This is a genomic window from Candidatus Woesebacteria bacterium, from assembly GCA_016700095.1.
In the GTDB taxonomy this organism is placed as follows: domain Bacteria; phylum Patescibacteriota; class Microgenomatia; order UBA8517; family UBA8517.
This window is the reverse complement of the sequence record CP065002.1, coordinates 698,531-716,186: the sequence shown is the minus strand read 5'-3', so window position 1 is coordinate 716,186 and position 17,656 is coordinate 698,531. Positions and strand designations below refer to the sequence as shown.

Genomic DNA, 17,656 nt, shown 5'->3' with positions numbered 1-17,656 from the left:
GGTAATATTTGACACCTGAATATAATAATTTCATACTTTGTAAAAATGAAAAGAATATTTAGACATTTTCTAATTGAAGCGCTCGCATTATATTTTATTAATAAAAATGTAAACGGTTTAATCTTTGATGGAGGGCTTAAAACCTTTGCACTGGCCTCGGCGGCAATTACACTCGCTACATTATTTGGCAAGCCTGTGATCAACGTTCTTTTGCTTCCTTTGAATCTTGTAACCTTCGGATTATTTAGATGGGTATCTTCGGCAATTGCTCTTTATTTGGTAACCTTGTTGGTGGATGGCTTCCGTGTTGCCGCTTTCAACTATGGGGGATATGTAAGCAAGTGGCTTGAAATTCCAAGTGTTTCCTTAAGGGGAATTCCCGCCTTTATTGCATTTTCTTTTCTGATATCACTTTTGACATCATTTTTGCATTGGTTGAGAAGGTAATATTATATTTGAACTGACATCTCTTTGCAGTTATAATACGAAAGATGGACACATTTATTCTGGTTGTACAAACAATTTTTGCCCTTATGGTTACGGGGCTAATACTTATTCAATCAAAGGGTACCGGTTTTGGTCGGGCTTGGGGCGGAGGATCGTCCTTTACTAGACGAGGACTTGAAAGACTGGTTTTCAAAGCAACATTTGTGTTTAGCGCTATCTTCATAATCATATCAATTACGGCATACGTAATATAGCGATTTTACACATGAAGACTATCCGATATACTCTTCGCTTAACATACGCATTTATAAATAAATTCAAAGCTGTTTTGTTTTTAAGTATGCTTGTGGGTCTTATCTTGTTTATTGTGGTATCAACTATTGCTCCCCAATATTTTGGTAGGTCAAGTGTGCGGATCGGTATTACAGGCCGTTATCAGTCAAATGAATTACCTCCAGAAATTCTTAATGAAATTGGTGATGGTTTGACTTCCCTTGATTCAACCGGGTCGGCGGTGCCAAATCTCGCACAATCGTGGGAGAGTCAAGACAATGGTAAAACATGGATATTCAAAATTGATACCACTAAGAAATGGCAGGATGGATCACCCGTAACAAGTGAAAATATTTCTTACGAGTACTCCGACGTTGAAATTCAAAGACCTGATTTGGAAACTATCGTGTTCAAACTAGACGATGCTTTTTCGCCGTTCCCGACTGTCGTTTCCAGACCAACCTTTAGAACCGGTTTGTTGGGTACTGATTTATGGAAAGTTGAAAAAGTGACGGTCACAGGTAGTTTTGTTTCCGAATTGATAATGAAAGACAAAAAAGGTAACCAAAAAATATATCGTTTTTTCCCAACAGAAAGCGGTACGAAGTTAGCTTTTAAAAGAGGAAAAATTGACAAGATTGTAGAATTGTTTGACCCAGCACCTTTGAAAGATTGGAAAACTGTTGAGGTAAAAGTAAATACTAACAAAGACAAAGTTGTAACTTTATTTTTTAACACCAAAGATAAATTATTCGCCGACAAATCAATAAGACAAGCGTTTGTGTATGCTATTAACAAAGACGATTTCGAGGGTGAACGAGCCATAAGTCCGCTATCGCCGGATTCGTGGGCATTTAATTCACAAGTAAAAAAATATCAATATGACAAAGAAAGAGCCAAGGAATTACTTAAGGAAGTCCCCAGTGAGCTTTTAAGTGAGGAAGTAAAAATTGTAAGTACACCATTTTTGCTACCTCTAGCCGAGAAGATTTCCGCTCAATGGAATGAGCTGGGAATTAAATCGATAGTTCAAGTTACATCGGTTGTCCCAAGCGAATTTCAGGTATATTTGACTATTTTTGACATCCCCGATGACCCCGATCAATATCCGGTTTGGCATTCTACTCAACAGCTGACAAATATCTCAAAATATGAAAATCCGCGAATCGACAAGTTGTTGGAAGACGGAAGACTGGAAGTGAAAAGAGAAGAAAGAAAAAACATATACTATGATTTCCAGAGGTTTTTGGTCGAAGACATGCCTGCCGCATTCTTGTATCATCCGCTTACTTACGAGCTGACAAGAAAATGATTTCCCCAAAAAGTTTGTGGTTTGTTGGTTTAGACCACCAAGCTTTGGTTTATGCACTACCGGGTAAAAAAGCGTGTATTCACGTATATGAAGTTTAAAGCTGTTAGTCAGCAAACTTCTCCCTTTAAAATTACTGTTTAAATATTTATAATATTGATATGACTAAAAAAAGACTTGTCAGACCGCTTAAGGGTAGAATGGTTGCAGGAGTTTGCCTTGCACTTAGTGATTATTTTAATGTCGATCCAACTATTGTAAGAATATTCTGGGCTTTTCTACTCATCCCGGGTGGATTTCCGGGATTAATTAGTTATGTTATTTGCTGGATATTAATTCCTTCGGAATAATTACACTTAAAACCTCGTATCAAATTATTGTTTGCTTGTTATTTTGTCTTTATGCCTTAGAATTTGTCTTTTTACTTCCTCACGAAGTTTAGTGAGTGCCACAAAGAAGTCGGCATCAGATTCTTCGGAAAAGATTTTTGTACCGGGTAATTTCATTTCGAAAGTAATCTTATAACCAAATCTTGATTCTTTTGATACATGTACGACGGCATTTTTAACATCTTCAGGAAAATGCTTTAATGGTCTTTCAAGATCTTCGCCCAACTTTTTTTCTATTTCACTCTGAACCGTACCTGCCAGGGGAACTCCACTTGCTGATATTTGAAGTTTCATTGATCTAGTATAGCAAATTATTTAATTAATAGTTTCAAATTTTCCGTCAAGATGTAAGAATAGCAAAACAACTTCAAGGTGAGGATGATCCGTCAAGATTCTATTTTTAGCAAGCTTTAGATCTTTAATGTGTCTTTCATAAGTACTTTCGATTCCATAAGCACCACATTCCTCGTGATGAATTATAACGGCCTTTTTCGTCTTGTGAAGATTTACCGAGATATCAATTTGTTTCATAACCACATCCAAATCTTTAGTACTGCCTGCAAATCCAACCATGTCAAAAGTTTGACCATTCAGGTTTTCGTCAGTCCAACTTCTTATAAACTTTTGAAATCGAAAATCAATGCAACAAACAACTATCGCGTCGCAGATGTGTGACATGTTATTATTATATAAGGATTTTGTTTAAATTCAAGACTGGCTAAACGCCTTAAACGGTCTTCTTGTTAACCAGCTTCTCGTATAAAATTCACGTGGAATAATTTGAACTTCTGTGTTTCTATCTTGCCACAAGAAACATGCAAATGGATAGGTGTCGTCGTGTGATGCGTAATATTTATATATTTCTTGTAATCCGGTTTGCATAGTTTCACAATCGCGTATCTCGGTTATACGAGTGTAGTATGGCTGACCTTCTATTGGTGTATGGAGGTCTTTGACAAGCTGCATGCCGGTAGGAGAGGTTTGACCAAGATCTTCTTTGTCCAATATCAATCTGGCTCGATAAATATCGGGGGTTTTACTAACTGCGTTTACTAGCGCTGTGACGACGTCATTGTTACTTAGATCTTCTGATGTGTTGAGCAAATCACTGAGGTACTTATCTAACAACAATAAACGTTCTCTAATTTGCACATAGTGAATAGCATGTTCGGGAAGTTCTCCCAAAGCTTTTTTGAGAGCAGAGATCACTTCGGTTGTCATAATTGCTTTTTCGAGCGTACTTCTAACCCCCTTGGGGGTGGTTTCTATTTTTGTTTGATCATGTATTCCAAATTTATCTTCTGCTTGCACTTTTACATTTTCTTGAGAGGTAAACCATCTAGTGGGATAGTCATCACCTGTTATTTCTTTTAGCAAGTGATTTCCGAAAGAAAACGCTACAGGTGCTGTACCTCTTAAGAAATAATCATCCAATAAAACTACCATTTTTGACCATCGATTTCTTTCTTGAGGGGAGGAACCATGTCGTTGAGGAATCTCTGAGTATCGAGTTTGCACTACACATATTTCGAGTTCTTCGGTAAGAAGTCCAGGTTGATCTGGCGCTTCATGTGGTTGCTCTGACGCGGGTAATTGGCCATAAGCGTGAGTTTTTGATAAGACATAAAGTGGATACAACAATGCATCAGTAGAAGTATCATTGCCAGATGAAGTTAGTGGTTTTCGTTTTAACAAAACTAGTCTTACAGATCGGATATCTTGAATAATGTTGAGGTTTGGAAAATCAGTTTGCAGACTATCAGGAAAGTTAAAACTTGTACCAAGAAAATCAATTTCTTTATCATTCTCGAGATTTAAAATGTCGACCCCCTTTTGTTTTTTGTTTGCAGCTTCAATAATAGCGTAGTCAGCAACGGTTTCAGGTAAATCACTTGCAGTGTTTGATATATAATTATCAATTCTAACTGCAGCTCTTGATATACCCAGTAGTAACAACTTTTCAGCTTCAGAAAAAACGATATTATACGATTTTTCTACACAAGTTATCGTTTGTGCCACTCTACTTTCTTGTCCTTTTATCCTTTCCAGTAAGTTGTCATTGGGTGAGCCAAAAATACGGAATTGATCATTTGCTCGTTCCTGTAGTAACATTATGGGATATATTATATAATATTTACAAAATATATGACAGATAATGTAAAGGTTCCTGTTGTATGCATGTTAAGGGATTTTCAGGCGCTTTCGTTTATAGAAAAACGCATCAAAATGAACGAATCTTGCGCACTTGTTGGCATGCATGGATATGGAAAAGATATAATTTATGAGGAGTTGGTTAAAACCAATTCAACAAAAATTCTCAGTTGTGAATGGAAAACTATTAATGCTACTGATTCAGATAAGCTTAAAGCGTTTATACATAGTATTAAAACTGATTTTAGAGGAAAACTGATCATTAATTTATCCACCAGATCTGATGAGTCCTGGTTGTTTGATAAATTAGACGATCTTCGACTGCAAAATAACGCTACTTTTGTAAGTGTTGTTTTTTCAAATAAAAAGGAAGTACAAAAAGCACTAGAACGCAAAAATAAAAGTTTGTATCGATCTCTATATATTTTACCTAACGCAACAGACAAAGATATAAGAATACTAATTAAAGATTTTATTAGAAGGTTTGACTACAGTCCCTCCGAGGAGCAAATTGACAACATTGTCGAATTATCAGGTGGGCATATCGGGCTCGTGAAGTCACTATATTTACTTCTTGTGGACAACGCCAGTTACAACTTAAGTATTGATAATTTACTAAAAGAACCTAGTATTATTTATCGTATCGACAGTTTTTTCGATGATTTCACTAATGCGGAAAAGAAGTTGTTATCGGATAATAAATACTCTGAAATATTAAAATTACTACATGCAATTAATGAAAACAACAAGACTATATCTCCGCTGATAGATGAATATATTAGGAATACTTCGAACACAAACTCAAAAGAGAAAAAGCTATTTTCCTCTTTCACCAAAAAGGAAGCTAAAGTATTTGCGATATTTGAAAATAATTTAAATACTATTATGACTCGCCATGAAATAGCAGACGTAATATGGGGACTGAAAGTAGATGAAAAATATACTGATTGGGCACTTGATCAGATAATTTATAGATTACGGAATAAACTTAAAGAAAATGCTTCTTCCTATAAACTGCTAACAAAAAAGGGTAGGGGGTTTGTACTTCAACGAGCCTAATTTGTTATTTAAGTGTTAGATAAATATCAAGAAATTCAATTTAATATAGGATAGTATTCATTGTATGAAATCTGATCTTGATACGTTATTACATACCTCTTGTCAAACGGTATTGGAAAAATATGGTAAAGATAGGGATTGGCTAAGGTACGCTACACCTTGGAAAGCTGGCTGGATGATAGAAAAAACCCCGGACAATCAACAAATTAGCGTCTTGAATGAAATAGTAGCGCTTGCTGTGGCGATGGGTAAATTTGATGAAAGAAGGGTTGTTCAAAGATTAAGTGAACTTGTAAACAGCTAATTACCTCGGTCGATACTTCGTAAGGATCTTTTGTTTGGTCAATTCTTTTCTTAGTGATGCCTCAACTTGCACCAAGTCAACGTCGATTGGTTTTTCGGTAAGAAGTTTCTCCGCCCTCCTTTTAGCTTCTTCAATTTTAGCCTGGTCTAAATCCTCTGCTCGTTCTGCTGTGTTTGTAAGTATCTCAACTGAGTTTTTGTTTACCTGCAAAAGACCGCCGTCAACATATAAGTTAGTTGTCCCTTTTTCGTCTTTGATTAAGGCTTCACCGATTCCAACAATGGTCATCAAATCAATATGGTTAGGTAATATGGTAATCTCTCCGTTTACAGTGGGGATAGTAATAGACAACGCGTGCGTTGATTCATACACAACCCTTTCGGCTGTGGTAATTGTTACAGTTAACATATTAAATAATAAGCAAGCTATATGGTGAAGTAATTATTTTCTATAAACGTGTGCAAAAGAATATTTCGTAAAAAAACTAAATATGTATTCTTGAAACCTTAAATTTCCGTACTCACGTATAAAATATTAGGTTCACAAAATAGACTATTTTTTATTGGTCGAATTAATTACTTCATCGATTGTTCCAACCATGTAGAAATTATTTTCATTAATGTTATCAAGTGAACCGTCGAGAATCATACCAAAACCTCGTACGGTTTCTTCAAGAGTAACATATTTGCCTTCACGCCCCGTAAATTGCTCTGCAACGTTCATCGGCTGGCTCATAAAACGTTGAATTTTTCTAGCTCGTGAGACAAGCAATTTATCCTCGTCCGATAATTCTTCAACGCCAAGGATGGCGATAACATCTTGCAATTCTTTGTAGCGTTGCAGTACTTTTTGTACGGCTCGCGCTACTCGATAATGCTCTTCGCCTACAATCAATGGGTCCAAAGCTCTGGAGCTTGACGACAAGGGATCAACAGCAGGGTACAAAGCCTGTTCGGCAATCGCGCGTGACAAGGTGATACTACTATCTAGATGTGCAAAAGTTGTTGCCGGTGCCGGATCGGTGTAGTCGTCAGCGGGTACGTAAATAGCTTGTAAGGATGTTATGGAACCACTATGTGTGGAAGTGATGCGTTCCTGCAGTTCTCCCATTTCTTTTGCCAGTGTCGGTTGATAACCTACAGCCGACGGCACTCTTCCAAGTAAAGCAGACACTTCGGCTCCGGCTTGTGTAAAGCGGAATATATTATCTATAAATAAAAGCACATCTTGACCTGTATCGCGGAAATGTTCGGCAATTGTTAAGCCGGTTAGAGCTACACGTAGTCTCACTCCGGGTGGCTCATTCATTTGACCAAACACCAATGCGGTTGACTTGAGCACTCCGCTTTCGGTGGTTTCTCTGATCAAATCATTACCTTCGCGGGTACGCTCACCAACGCCGGCAAAAACAGAGACGCCTTCATGTTCGGTTGCGATGTTTCTAATCAGTTCTTGGATAATAACAGTCTTTCCGACACCTGCTCCTCCATAAACTCCTACTTTTCCTCCCTTTAGAAATGGTGCCATAAGGTCGACGACTTTCATTCCGGTTTCAAAAATCTCAGGTGTAATGTTTTGATCAATCAGTTCCGGTGCGGGCTGATGAATTGCACGCAGTGTATCTGATTTAATTGCGGGTTTACCGTCAACGGGTTTGCCCAATACGTTGACAATTCTTCCTAAGGTTTCTTTTCCAACCGGAACCATGATTGGACTTTTGGTATCAGTCACAAGCATACCTCTAATTAATCCTTCGGTCGCACCAAGAGCGACACACCGTACCGTTTTTTGACTAATATGTTGTTCAACTTCAAGCGATAAGTCGGTACCGTCAACACGTAACTCATTGTAGATAGAGGGAAGATTACCCCCCTCGTAGTCAACGTCGACGACGTTTCCCATGACCTGTACTATCAATCCTTTATTGTTTTTCATTATATTCTTCCTCCGTTTATTTCAGCCAATTCCTGAGTGATGGCAGCTTGGCGTTTTTTGTTAAACTCGATTTGCAAATCACCCATTATTTCTTTGGCATTATCTGTTGCCGCTCTCATTGCCATCATCCTCGATGAGTATTCCGACGCAACTGTTTCAAGTCGTTTTTGGAAAAGTTGAGTTTCGATATATGTAGGTACAAGTGTTTGTAAAATTGTTTCTTCATCAGGTTCAAACAAAACACCTGAGGGGATAGTTTTGTTTGTCAATTCCTGTGATTCAAAATCTGATATTTCCAGTGGTAACAATTTTAAGGTTTTTGCTTCCTGAATCATCGAATTAATAAAATCTGCATAAAGAATTATAATTTCGCCAACTTCTTTAGCTAAATAACTTTGGGTAATAAGGCGGGTAATTGGTTGGATATCGGAAGTTGTCGGCGTTTCCGGCATATCGGAAAAGTCAGCAACTACATTTAAACCTCGTGATAAAAGTTGATCGCGAAGTTTTTTGCCAATCGTTACAAACTGTACTTTTTTGCCTTTATTTTCATAATCTTGCGTTTTTTTAACGGCGAGCTTCAATAGATTAGACGGCAATCCTCCGGCAAGTCCACGCTGTGTCGAAAATACGATAAACATTACGTTTGTAGAGTCACTGTATTTAATATCAATAAATGGATTGGTAACGCTTGTCGCATCTTTGGATAAATTCAGCATGACGTCATACAATTTGTTGGCATAGAGTTTACCCCTTGCCGCGTTGTCCTGCGTTTTTTTCATTCTAGAAGCTGCAACCAACTGCATGGCATTGGTAACCTGTGATATATTTTTCACTGATCCGATTCTTTGTTTTATTTCTCTTAGTGTGCTCATAGTGAGTTTAATTTAAAAAACTTCTCGACGCCTTGTGTGATATCTTTGTTTTTTTCTTTCATCAAATAATCGGCTAGTTTGTACTTAACGTCCAGGACATTTTCTAAATCAATTTTATCAAAATATCCTTCATTGGCTGCATAAATAACGGCAATCTGTAAATATGTCGGCAGAGGAGAGTATTGCGGTTGTTTTAGAATTTCACGAACACGTCGCCCTCTTTCAATTTTGTTTCTGGTAGCTTCATCCAGATCGGCACTTCCGAACTGCGCAAATGCCTCTAATTCTTTAAATTGCGCCAGATCAAGGCGCATACGGCCTGCTATTTTTTTCATTTCCTTTGTTTGTGCGGCACTTCCAACTCGCGAAACCGAATTACCCGGATCGATTGCCGGTCGAAAACCTGAATTAAAAAGATCGGTCTCAAAGTAAATTTGACCATCGGTAATTGAAATGATATTTGTGGGAATATAGGCACTAACGTCTCCCAGTTGTGTTTCGACTATTGGAAAAGAGGTAATTGATCCACCACCCAATTTATCATTTAATCTGCATGATCTTTCGAGTAACCTTGAGTGTAAATAAAATATATCTCCAGGATACGCCTCACGTCCCGGGGGGCGTTCAAGAATAAGTGACATCTGACGATAAGCCCATGCATGTTTTGTTAAATCGTCATACACAATTAAAACATCTTTTTTGTCTGCCAAAAAATATTCTGCAATTGCGGTTGCCGAATAAGGGGCAAGATATTGAAGTGCGACAGAATCAGAAGCAGTTGCCGAAATTATAATTGTATATTCCATCGCATGGAATTTCTCTAGTTTATCAATAATGTTAGCCACCTGAGAACGTTTCTGGCCGATTGCGACATAGATGCAAATTGGACGATTCTTCGCGTCTTTTTGATTGATAATCGCATCTAACGTAAACGCTGTTTTTCCTGTGCCACGATCGCCGATTACTAATTCACGTTGTCCTCGTCCGACCGGAATCATTGAATCGACAGATATTATTCCGGTTTCCAGAGGGGTATCTACACCTTGTCTTTCCATGACGCCCGCTGCAATTTTCTCGACAGGCATCATCTTTACTTTCTTGAAGTTCGTATTTTTCCCGTCGATAGGGTAAGCGAGACCGTCAAGGACACGCCCCACCATATCGTATGATGCAGGTACGCTCATTATTTCACCTGTTGATGTAAATGTGTCTCCGGCGGATACCGATTGGACTTCGCCAAACAAAACTGCACCTACTTTGTCGCGTCCTAAATTAATAACCATTGCGCTCACACCGCGTTTAGTGCAGGTAATCTTTTCTCCATACGAGACGCTACCAAAACCTGAGAGTAACATAACTCCGTCTTTTGATTCTTCTACTGTACCGAGACTTTTAAAACCTTTAATCATAAAAATTATTTTTCTTGTGAAATGCTATGGATCGGGGTATCGACGTATATATTATCTTGATAGGTTATTTTTATACCTGCGACCAAATCTTTACTTACCAAAAACTCCACATCATCACAATCCGGAAAACTGGCGAGAATCTTTTTCCTGATATCTTTTTTGTCTTTATCTGTTAGTACTACGCCTGTCACAACTCGTGCATTACGAGCTGCAACCGGACTATTTAGATTATTCATGATTGCAGAAAACGTTTGATTGCAGCTTTGGTAAACTCTTCCTTTTGCTTATTTGTCAAAAGATTTCCAAGCATCATTTCGGCAGTCTCAAGTGCTACTTTCTCCATTTCTCGTTTAGCATCCATGCTTGATCGATTTTTCAAAACGATCGATGTGGCTTGCGCTTTGGACAATATTCTATCTGCTTCTGCCTTAGCTTCTTTCTCGGCATTCTTTTTCATTTTCGCAATGTCTAATTTTGCATCCTTTAACAAACCGTTTAGTTTTTGTTTATTCGATGAATTCAACGAATTTAATTTCTCATCCATCGATTGCTTATTTTTTTCTAAACCACGATGTAAATCTTCGTTTTCTTTCAAAGTTTTAATTCTTTGATCGAGAAAATTGGATACCGGTTTATATAAGTACTTCTTTAATACAATAAAGAGTAATCCAAAATTAATTAGCTGAAATACAATGACTTTTAAATCTATTCCTAATTGTTCCATATACCTTATATGTGAACGTTAGACCACAAAAAGGATTATTAGAGAAACAACTAATGCATAAATCGCAATTGCTTCCGCGAAAGCGATGGCCAAAATCATGTTTGTCTGAATTTTGTCAGATGCTTCGGGATTTCTACCGATTGCTTCTAGTGCACCTTTTGCAATAAGACCAATACCCAAACCAGGTCCTAATGCACCCAATCCGATTGCAAGAGCTGCTGCAAGTTCTTTAAGTGTCAAACCTTCCATATCATTTCACCCCCTCTCAAAATTTGTAATATTTTAATTTTCATAGTTAGTGCTTACTTACTGCCATACTGCAAAAAACAAGTGTTAGCATCGAAAAGACTAAAGCCTGAATCAAGCCGACAAATATTTCCAACCCCCAAAATGGTATGGGGAATATAACTGGAACCAATGATCCGATAACAATCAATAATACTTCACCCGCGAATATATTTCCAAAAAGCCTGAAAGAAAACGAAATAATTTTCGACACCTCTCCGATTAACTCTAAAAATCCGACAAAAAATTTAATCGGATTTGTTACGTTTATATATTTACTGACGTGCAATTTTACACCCAAGTGTTTTAGTCCGTAGTAATGAGTTCCAAAAACTGCAATGAGGGCTAATGAAATTGTGGTATTGATATCTGCAGTTGTAGCACGAAGTAGGGGAGTAAACGATTCATGGTGATCGACGGTGTGCTTTAAACCAATTCCGCCAAATCCAGGTAATAAAGCGATCCAATTAGAAAAAAGAACGAAGATAAAAATTGTCGTAATGAGAGGAAAGAATTCCGTTACATTGTGCGGAGCTATTTGTCTGGTTAATTTATACATTGCTTCAACAGGAATTTCTATCATCGAGATTGCCTTTGTAGGAATAAGTGAGAATTTTGGTTTTGCCCAAATTGCAACAGCAATAAGAAGAAATGACACAACGAGCGTTGTTAACATGGAATTGGTTACAGCAAATCCTGCTATGTGAGCGATTTCTTCAGCCGCTATCGATATTTCATGCATAAATATGTTTCAGATTATATTGAATACCAAAAGAGTAAGTTCAGTCAAGCACTTTCTCACACCTCGCAAAAAACGATTAGATCATAACACAAAAAATGTCTACCTTCCACATGTACTTATTTATATAACGTAGAACTTTATACATTTTGCTATAATACCTTAGATCAAGGGTAAGTACATTAATTTATAACCTAGTCTAAGTAATACTTGGTGGCTGTAGCTCAGTTGGTTAGAGCGCCGCTCTGTGGAAGCGGAGGTCGCGGGTTCGAGACTCGTCAGCCACCCTAAGTTACTGTATTAATTCTTAAAAGTGAGCTGTGTTAATTCATTTCACCTGTAGGGTGATAATCTTTTTTCAATAAATCCATTTTGTGACTGTTCTCATAAAGCTTTCTGTAGGATTAAGGTATATCCATGTTCGAATGTCCGATGGTAGCTGATCCTAAGTTACCGTACTAATTCTAAAAAGTGAGCTGTGTTAATTCATTTCACCTGTAGGGTGATATACTAACATCCGATGGCAACCGACCCCAAATAGAAACTATTCCTACTTAGCTTTGGCTAATATAATCAAATGTTTTTCTCCGCCTGCATCATCGACCTCAGAGAAAATGATGTCAAACCCTGCTTTTTCAATCAGCTCCTTATTTTTATCTGCACCGTAATGACTCCAATACATTTCTGATCCACAGAAATTATCTTCTTTGCCTACCCAATCATTAGCTCCCATCGTAATAAGCAAGTATCCATCTGATTTCAGAAAAGACTTGAACTTCTTCAGTAAGTCAGCATGGTTCTCTCTTGGGGTGTGAAAAATGGCGTAAAAAGAAACAACGGCATCTACTTCATATTCACCATCTTGTAGCTCAGACATGTCACGGACTTCGTAATTAGCTTCTGGTACATATGATTTTGCCAACTCTATTTGGGCTTCAGAAATATCGATACCTGTTACTTTCATACCTTTTGAAACAAGATAGCTATCAATTGGTTTACCGGCTCCACAGCCAACATCAAGAATGCTTGATCTTGGAGACAAAACATCTACCAACTTAGCTAGATGTTTTTCATTTTTGAATTGGTCTCGAAATTCTGAAGTATAGTTTTTAGCGGCAATGTTGTAGCCTGCCTTTACTTTTTGATTGATATTCATAATGAATAATTATATGCCATTTTCCTGCCAAATACTTCATAAAGCTTTGTCATATCCGTTATAATTAGTTCGAGTTGCTCATCTTAGTATTTGCATATTGAATAAGTAAATATTAACATTAATACATGAAAGATGAAAAAGGATTTGCATTACCATTATTTTTGTTTTTAATAACTATGATAGTTGCGATTGGGGTTGGAGTAACATTTTTTTCAAACAACAATAAACAGAATCCTTCTAAGAAGGATATTAGTAAAGACTCCATTATTGATGAAGATGAAAATTCCAATGTTATTGAAGGTGAAGTAACAATAATATATAAACAGATAAATAGTGACCAAGTGCATGACAACATAAGTATAACCACTTCCAAACATGACGACAGTGAAGATGCCATTGGAATTCAAAGCAGTGAATTATGCAAGAAAGGACAAGATAATTGCGTGTGGTTGGAAACTGAGACAAATAGCAAAAGAGTTTATAAGTATAGATTTGTGGAGCCTTGGCCAAACAGTTTGAAACTTGGTAGTGATTACGATTTATCATTATCTGTCCGTTTTTACAATAATGAGGAACTCGAAAAATCTCTAGAAAAAGAAACATCTGCACCAGTAATTGAATTTGTAGATGAATTGAAAGTTATAAAACTTGACCAGCGAATAAAGACTGTGAATTTTGAAATTACCCCTGTTTTTGCAGATTAAATGTTTTCTAGCCTGAAGGAAATTCGCACTCTACTGTTCAGTCAAACATTGGTAAACTGAGCTTTTTCTTGAAGTAATAACATGCTTTTAATCACCTGATAATCTACTGAAATAGGCACGAAATAGGTTCGAACGTCGTCCAGCCATCCACTCTAAGTTACCGTATTAATTCTTAAAAGTGAGCTGTGTTAATTCATTTCACCTGTAGGGTGATAATGTATTTCACTTAAAAGTGAGCTGTGTTAATTCATTTCACCTGTAGGGTGATAATCTCCTGTAGGGTGATAAACCTTTTGTAAGTAGGGAAATAAGAGAGGGCATTTTAAAGTGGAAACCACTTGAGTGGACGGTGGACAGGAATAATAGTGCAGTGGTCGAGAACATTCTCCATTTCCTACTTCATATGGTTGATAACAAAAGTTCTCATCAGTATCATTGCACCTACGTTAATGGAGAACTAGTGAAATTTGAGATATTTCCCCTGGAATAGTGAAATAATAGCGTTTTGCTAACTTTGTTTCAGTTTATATTAATTGCAGATTAATTGTGATGAAGTTTAATAAGATATAGAAAACTATTTATTTTTTTGGACACTTTCCCTCAATTTTAATTTGATTAATGGAAGGTGTGAATGTCGAAGTTAAATTACAATCTGCACATCTTTTGGGTTCATAATAATCCGCCAATGATCTGTTTTGGGCTGAAATAAATCCAGGACAAGTCTGTATTGCTAGTTTTTCCTCATTTGTTAAACGTTGGGAATATCTTAGTTTTGCTTCACACATGTGGAGATTATAGCAAATTACTGATCGGGGGTATCAATATATTCGTATACGACGATATTATTAACTTTAAAATCTTTTATTTCATCGTCGCTTCCAATGGTTACTGATACTATGTTTCGCGCACCATTTACCAATCTTTTCGGAGGTGTTTTAGTACCCCGACCAAATAAACCAGAAAGTCTACTCTTTTTGGGAGCCTCTGGGGCAACTGTATCTACCTGAGTTCCATCGTGATAAAACGTTTGTTCTGTTCGCATACCACCCATTCCAGGACTAGCTCCGCCTCCATGAGATCTCGCATCTTTCTCGGGATCGCGCACGAGAGGTGTGTTTGGTAAGACGATACTTTTCTCACTAAATGTCCCGCCCAGAGAAACTGTTGTGATTTGCCCACCCATTTTAACTAAAACATCTTCTGGAACAATTTTTCTGACAACATCTAACAAGCCGTCAGTTTCACCTTGAATGCCATTATCATAAGTTTGCCCTTTTTCTTCTTTTGGCTTTTGAACTATTCTTAATTCAAAGTCGTTAACGGGATCGCCATAATAATTTGCCTCTTTTTCTACCATAAACATATTATATAGCAAACTAAAAAAAATGACAGGTTTTTTACTTTATAGGAATTCCAAGCTTACCAAGCAAAATATCAATAAGACATTTTGTATTGATATGACTATTAACGCTTTTATTGGGGGATAATATTATAAACTCGAGAGAGGTAAAGATTGTCTTTTGTGGTAAGTGGTGAATATAAGCTAATCTTCACACAAAGGATATGGATAAATAGATTAATTCTTCAATTAAAGAATTTGATTAATTTTGTTGAGGATTTATTTTAGATTATGATTGGCCTACCCCAAAAGAAACCTTCGTATTAGAAAATGAGTTTTCTTTAACATTCAAGAGAAGTATCGCATCTATTCCCTATGTTGATTTTCGATATGAAAGTGAAATTAATTACGACAAAGCTTTTGATGATTTTTACAGTGAGTTAGTTAAAACATATCTTAAATTTTCTGATCCAACCGGTCATAAAATAGGAGGTTATCCCAATTTCACTCAAGATGATCCCAGAGGCAATGATAAATTCACAGATTATTCTACCTTATTGTTTCAAATGGACAGTGAGTATTATCCAAAGCAAAATATTGCTGAAATAATGTGGGGGGATGTGGGAGTAGCAAACTTTTTTATTAAACCAGTAAATCTTCAAAAACTAGATTTTAGTGATGTGCTATATACTTGGGACTGTTCTTAATAAGCATTCTGTAAGTTTAAGGTATATCTATATATGAACGTCCGATGGCAACTAACTCTAAGTTACCGTACTAATTCTAAAAAGTGAGCTGTGTTAATTCATTTCACCTGTAGGGTGATAAACCATTTTGTGACTGTTCTTATAAAGCTTTCTGTAGGATTAAGGTATATCCATGTTCGAATGTCCGATGGTAGCTGATCCTAAGTTACTGTATTAATTCTTAAAAGTGAGCTGTATTAATTCATTTCACCTGTAGGGTGATATAATCCATATTAGATATATACCTTGTTACTCCAAGTATTCTTTTTAATAAATGTTCGTAGTAATATTAATATATTGTTAATATTTAAACATGGATTTACCTGAATTACCCAATATATTAAAACAATACGAAGATAGAATTAATAAAACTTTTAAGGAATATATTGCTATTAAAAGTCAAGCTGTCTCCGAGGAGTTATCTCCAACTCAAAGCAAATTTGGGGGTAAGCCATTGCTAATAGATGAAGTTGAGTACCCCAAAAATGCCGCAGGTCAAAAGTTGATATTTTTGGCTCAGATAAATTTTGAAGAAGTACCAAAACTTGCTGATTTTCCGGAAACAGGGATTCTACAAATGTTTATATCTGATAACAATTTAAGGGGTTTGGATTTTGCCAACAGAACAAAACAAGATAATTTCAGGGTCTTGTATATTTCAAAAGAACAATTCATTAATACAAATCCGATTTTAGATTATGATTGGCCTACCCCAAAAGAAACCTTTGTATTAGAAAATGAGTTTTCTTTAACATTCAAGAGAAGTATCGCATCTATTCCCTATGTTGATTTTCGATATGAAAGTGAAATTAATTACGACAAAGCTTTTGATGATTTTTACAGTGAGTTAGTTAAAACATATCTTAAATTTTCTGATCCAACCGGTCATAAAATAGGAGGTTATCCCAATTTCACTCAAGATGATCCCAGAGGCAATGATAAATTCACAGATTATTCTACCTTATTGTTTCAAATGGACAGTGAGTATTATCCAAAGCAAAATATTGCTGAAATAATGTGGGGGGATGTGGGAGTAGCAAACTTTTTATTAAACCAGTAAATCTTCAAAAACTAGATTTTAGTGATGTGCTATATACTTGGGACTGTTCTTAATAAGCATTCTGTAAGTTTAAGGTATATCTATATATGAACGTCCGATGGCAACTAACTCTAAGTTACCGTACTAATTCTAAAAAGTGAGCTGTGTTAATTCATTTCACCTGTAGGGTGATAAAGTAGGGTGATAAACTTTCATAAATGGATATCTTCAATACTTTTTGCACCATTGTTTATTACAGCATCATAAATTTTGACGCTCGAGAGCTCATGCTTCGAAATTTGCTTTTCCTCACGCTGATGTTTGATTAGAAGTATGCTCTCACAAGCGTCTGGGGTTAATTTCTTTTTTATTTCGTTAATGTATTCTCGATCTACTTTTTCAACAGAATCAAGAAACCATATTTCCACTTCCCACATCTTATCTTCAAATACATTTCTAAGATTTACAATATAACCTGCTGGTCTGTTTACTCTCGGATGCTTTACAAAATCCCCATATTCATACTTTTGGAATTTACTGTTTTTCACAAAGGAGTTTAAACATTCGACTGAAGCTTCTCGAGGGTTCTTGCACTCAACTGTAATATCAATATCCGGTCCATACATCAAGTCCAATGCATAACTGCCTCCAATACTCACTTTGCCGTGTGAAGACAATTTCTCCACTATACCTGTTTCCTCAAGAATTCTCTCTGCAGTCTTTTTGGTTTCCCTGGAGAAACTTAGTACGTCCATATAAGCATTATATTAAAT

The 17,656-nt window shown here is 36.5% G+C and carries 25 protein-coding genes and 1 tRNA gene; 11 read left to right on the top strand and 15 right to left on the bottom strand.

The genetic code is table 11. The features are described from left to right. The first annotated feature begins 45 nt into the window (after positions 1 to 45). The 4 genes from IPM62_03650 to IPM62_03635 all read left to right on the top strand — a co-directional run bounded on the left by IPM62_03650 (position 46) and on the right by IPM62_03635 (position 2,379). Complete coding sequence (locus IPM62_03650; protein ID QQS38450.1) at positions 46 to 447, top strand: phage holin family protein; 402 nt, start codon at positions 46 to 48, stop codon at positions 445 to 447. Positions 448 to 491: 44 nt separating this feature from the next. Then, positions 492 to 701: a preprotein translocase subunit SecG gene (secG, locus tag IPM62_03645; GenBank protein ID QQS38449.1), complete on the top strand. Its 210-nt coding sequence runs from the start codon at positions 492 to 494 to the stop codon at positions 699 to 701. Between the two features lie 11 nt (positions 702 to 712). Further along, on the top strand, positions 713 to 2,032 hold the full coding sequence (locus tag IPM62_03640) for a hypothetical protein (GenBank protein ID QQS38448.1): 1,320 nt from the start codon (positions 713 to 715) through the stop codon (positions 2,030 to 2,032). A gap of 158 nt (positions 2,033 to 2,190) precedes the next feature. Beyond that, the gene (locus IPM62_03635) at positions 2,191 to 2,379 is read left to right on the top strand and encodes a PspC domain-containing protein (GenBank protein QQS38447.1); all 189 of its coding nucleotides are present in this window, start codon (positions 2,191 to 2,193) and stop codon (positions 2,377 to 2,379) included. 24 nt (positions 2,380 to 2,403) lie between these two features. Here the strand turns inward: IPM62_03635 and raiA are convergent, their stop codons facing one another. From raiA to IPM62_03620, 3 genes are read right to left on the bottom strand one after another with little or no spacing between them, the layout of a single operon-like run. Next, positions 2,404 to 2,712 carry a ribosome-associated translation inhibitor RaiA gene (gene raiA / locus IPM62_03630; GenBank protein QQS38446.1) on the bottom strand — a complete coding sequence of 103 codons (309 nt, stop codon included), beginning with the start codon at positions 2,710 to 2,712 and terminating at the stop codon, positions 2,404 to 2,406. A gap of 21 nt (positions 2,713 to 2,733) precedes the next feature. Continuing rightward, on the bottom strand, positions 2,734 to 3,096 hold the full coding sequence (locus IPM62_03625; GenBank protein QQS38445.1) for a hypothetical protein: 363 nt from the start codon (positions 3,094 to 3,096) through the stop codon (positions 2,734 to 2,736). 30 nt (positions 3,097 to 3,126) lie between these two features. Further along, positions 3,127 to 4,530 (bottom strand): hypothetical protein, encoded by a 1,404-nt coding sequence (locus tag IPM62_03620; protein QQS38444.1) that lies wholly within the window; start codon positions 4,528 to 4,530, stop codon positions 3,127 to 3,129. A 33-nt stretch (positions 4,531 to 4,563) separates the two neighbouring features. Here IPM62_03620 and IPM62_03615 point away from each other — a divergent pair, with 33 nt between their 5' ends. Continuing rightward, positions 4,564 to 5,628 (top strand): winged helix-turn-helix domain-containing protein, encoded by a 1,065-nt coding sequence (locus tag IPM62_03615; GenBank protein QQS38443.1) that lies wholly within the window; start codon positions 4,564 to 4,566, stop codon positions 5,626 to 5,628. A gap of 64 nt (positions 5,629 to 5,692) precedes the next feature. Continuing rightward, the gene (locus tag IPM62_03610; protein QQS38442.1) at positions 5,693 to 5,932 is read left to right on the top strand and encodes a hypothetical protein; all 240 of its coding nucleotides are present in this window, start codon (positions 5,693 to 5,695) and stop codon (positions 5,930 to 5,932) included. On the opposite strand, the gene atpC is transcribed toward IPM62_03610, so the two are convergent. From atpC to atpB, 8 genes are all read right to left on the bottom strand, one after another. Beyond that, positions 5,933 to 6,340, bottom strand: a complete 408-nt coding sequence (gene atpC, locus IPM62_03605) for an ATP synthase F1 subunit epsilon (protein ID QQS38441.1) — start codon at positions 6,338 to 6,340, stop codon at positions 5,933 to 5,935. It lies immediately after the preceding gene. A 144-nt stretch (positions 6,341 to 6,484) separates the two neighbouring features. Beyond that, positions 6,485 to 7,867: a F0F1 ATP synthase subunit beta gene (locus IPM62_03600; GenBank protein ID QQS38440.1), complete on the bottom strand. Its 1,383-nt coding sequence runs from the start codon at positions 7,865 to 7,867 to the stop codon at positions 6,485 to 6,487. After that, complete coding sequence (gene atpG, locus IPM62_03595; GenBank protein QQS38439.1) at positions 7,867 to 8,742, bottom strand: ATP synthase F1 subunit gamma; 876 nt, start codon at positions 8,740 to 8,742, stop codon at positions 7,867 to 7,869. Before atpG ends, IPM62_03600 begins: the two co-directional genes overlap by 1 nt. Continuing rightward, positions 8,739 to 10,151 carry a F0F1 ATP synthase subunit alpha gene (locus IPM62_03590; protein QQS38438.1) on the bottom strand — a complete coding sequence of 471 codons (1,413 nt, stop codon included), beginning with the start codon at positions 10,149 to 10,151 and terminating at the stop codon, positions 8,739 to 8,741. The genes atpG and IPM62_03590 overlap by 4 nt, the downstream gene beginning before the upstream one ends. Before the next feature lie 5 nt (positions 10,152 to 10,156). Next, a complete protein-coding gene (locus tag IPM62_03585) occupies positions 10,157 to 10,387 on the bottom strand; it encodes a hypothetical protein (protein QQS38437.1) in 231 nt (76 codons plus the stop codon). Further along, positions 10,384 to 10,875, bottom strand: coding sequence for an ATP synthase F0 subunit B (locus IPM62_03580; GenBank protein QQS38436.1), 492 nt, complete (start codon positions 10,873 to 10,875; stop codon positions 10,384 to 10,386). The genes IPM62_03585 and IPM62_03580 overlap by 4 nt, the downstream gene beginning before the upstream one ends. A gap of 18 nt (positions 10,876 to 10,893) precedes the next feature. Further along, on the bottom strand, positions 10,894 to 11,124 hold the full coding sequence (gene atpE, locus IPM62_03575) for an ATP synthase F0 subunit C (protein QQS38435.1): 231 nt from the start codon (positions 11,122 to 11,124) through the stop codon (positions 10,894 to 10,896). A gap of 46 nt (positions 11,125 to 11,170) precedes the next feature. Next, on the bottom strand, positions 11,171 to 11,902 hold the full coding sequence (gene atpB, locus IPM62_03570) for a F0F1 ATP synthase subunit A (GenBank protein ID QQS38434.1): 732 nt from the start codon (positions 11,900 to 11,902) through the stop codon (positions 11,171 to 11,173). A 210-nt stretch (positions 11,903 to 12,112) separates the two neighbouring features. Here atpB and IPM62_03565 point away from each other — a divergent pair. Further along, positions 12,113 to 12,186: transfer RNA gene (locus tag IPM62_03565), tRNA-His, on the top strand. Positions 12,187 to 12,449: 263 nt separating this feature from the next. On the opposite strand, the gene IPM62_03560 is transcribed toward IPM62_03565, so the two are convergent. After that, on the bottom strand, positions 12,450 to 13,055 hold the full coding sequence (locus IPM62_03560) for a class I SAM-dependent methyltransferase (protein ID QQS38433.1): 606 nt from the start codon (positions 13,053 to 13,055) through the stop codon (positions 12,450 to 12,452). A gap of 125 nt (positions 13,056 to 13,180) precedes the next feature. On the opposite strand from IPM62_03560, the gene IPM62_03555 reads away from it, so the two are divergent. Beyond that, positions 13,181 to 13,759, top strand: coding sequence for a hypothetical protein (locus tag IPM62_03555; GenBank protein QQS38432.1), 579 nt, complete (start codon positions 13,181 to 13,183; stop codon positions 13,757 to 13,759). Between the two features lie 578 nt (positions 13,760 to 14,337). On the opposite strand, the gene IPM62_03550 is transcribed toward IPM62_03555, so the two are convergent. After that, complete coding sequence (locus tag IPM62_03550) at positions 14,338 to 14,544, bottom strand: hypothetical protein (protein ID QQS38431.1); 207 nt, start codon at positions 14,542 to 14,544, stop codon at positions 14,338 to 14,340. 17 nt (positions 14,545 to 14,561) lie between these two features. Beyond that, positions 14,562 to 15,116, bottom strand: a complete 555-nt coding sequence (locus tag IPM62_03545) for a hypothetical protein (GenBank protein ID QQS38430.1) — start codon at positions 15,114 to 15,116, stop codon at positions 14,562 to 14,564. A gap of 263 nt (positions 15,117 to 15,379) precedes the next feature. Here IPM62_03545 and IPM62_03540 point away from each other — a divergent pair, with 263 nt between their 5' ends. From IPM62_03540 to IPM62_03530, 3 genes are all read left to right on the top strand, one after another. Continuing rightward, on the top strand, positions 15,380 to 15,805 hold the full coding sequence (locus IPM62_03540) for a DUF1963 domain-containing protein (protein ID QQS39585.1): 426 nt from the start codon (positions 15,380 to 15,382) through the stop codon (positions 15,803 to 15,805). Positions 15,806 to 16,157: 352 nt separating this feature from the next. Then, entirely contained in the window at positions 16,158 to 16,904 is a 747-nt protein-coding gene (locus IPM62_03535; GenBank protein ID QQS38429.1) for a DUF1963 domain-containing protein, read from the top strand. Beyond that, positions 16,862 to 16,957: a DUF1963 domain-containing protein gene (locus IPM62_03530; protein QQS38428.1), complete on the top strand. Its 96-nt coding sequence runs from the start codon at positions 16,862 to 16,864 to the stop codon at positions 16,955 to 16,957. The genes IPM62_03535 and IPM62_03530 overlap by 43 nt, the downstream gene beginning before the upstream one ends. A gap of 138 nt (positions 16,958 to 17,095) precedes the next feature. On the opposite strand, the gene IPM62_03525 is transcribed toward IPM62_03530, so the two are convergent. Further along, positions 17,096 to 17,638, bottom strand: coding sequence for a hypothetical protein (locus IPM62_03525; protein QQS38427.1), 543 nt, complete (start codon positions 17,636 to 17,638; stop codon positions 17,096 to 17,098). Between the last annotated feature and the right edge of the window lie 18 nt (positions 17,639 to 17,656).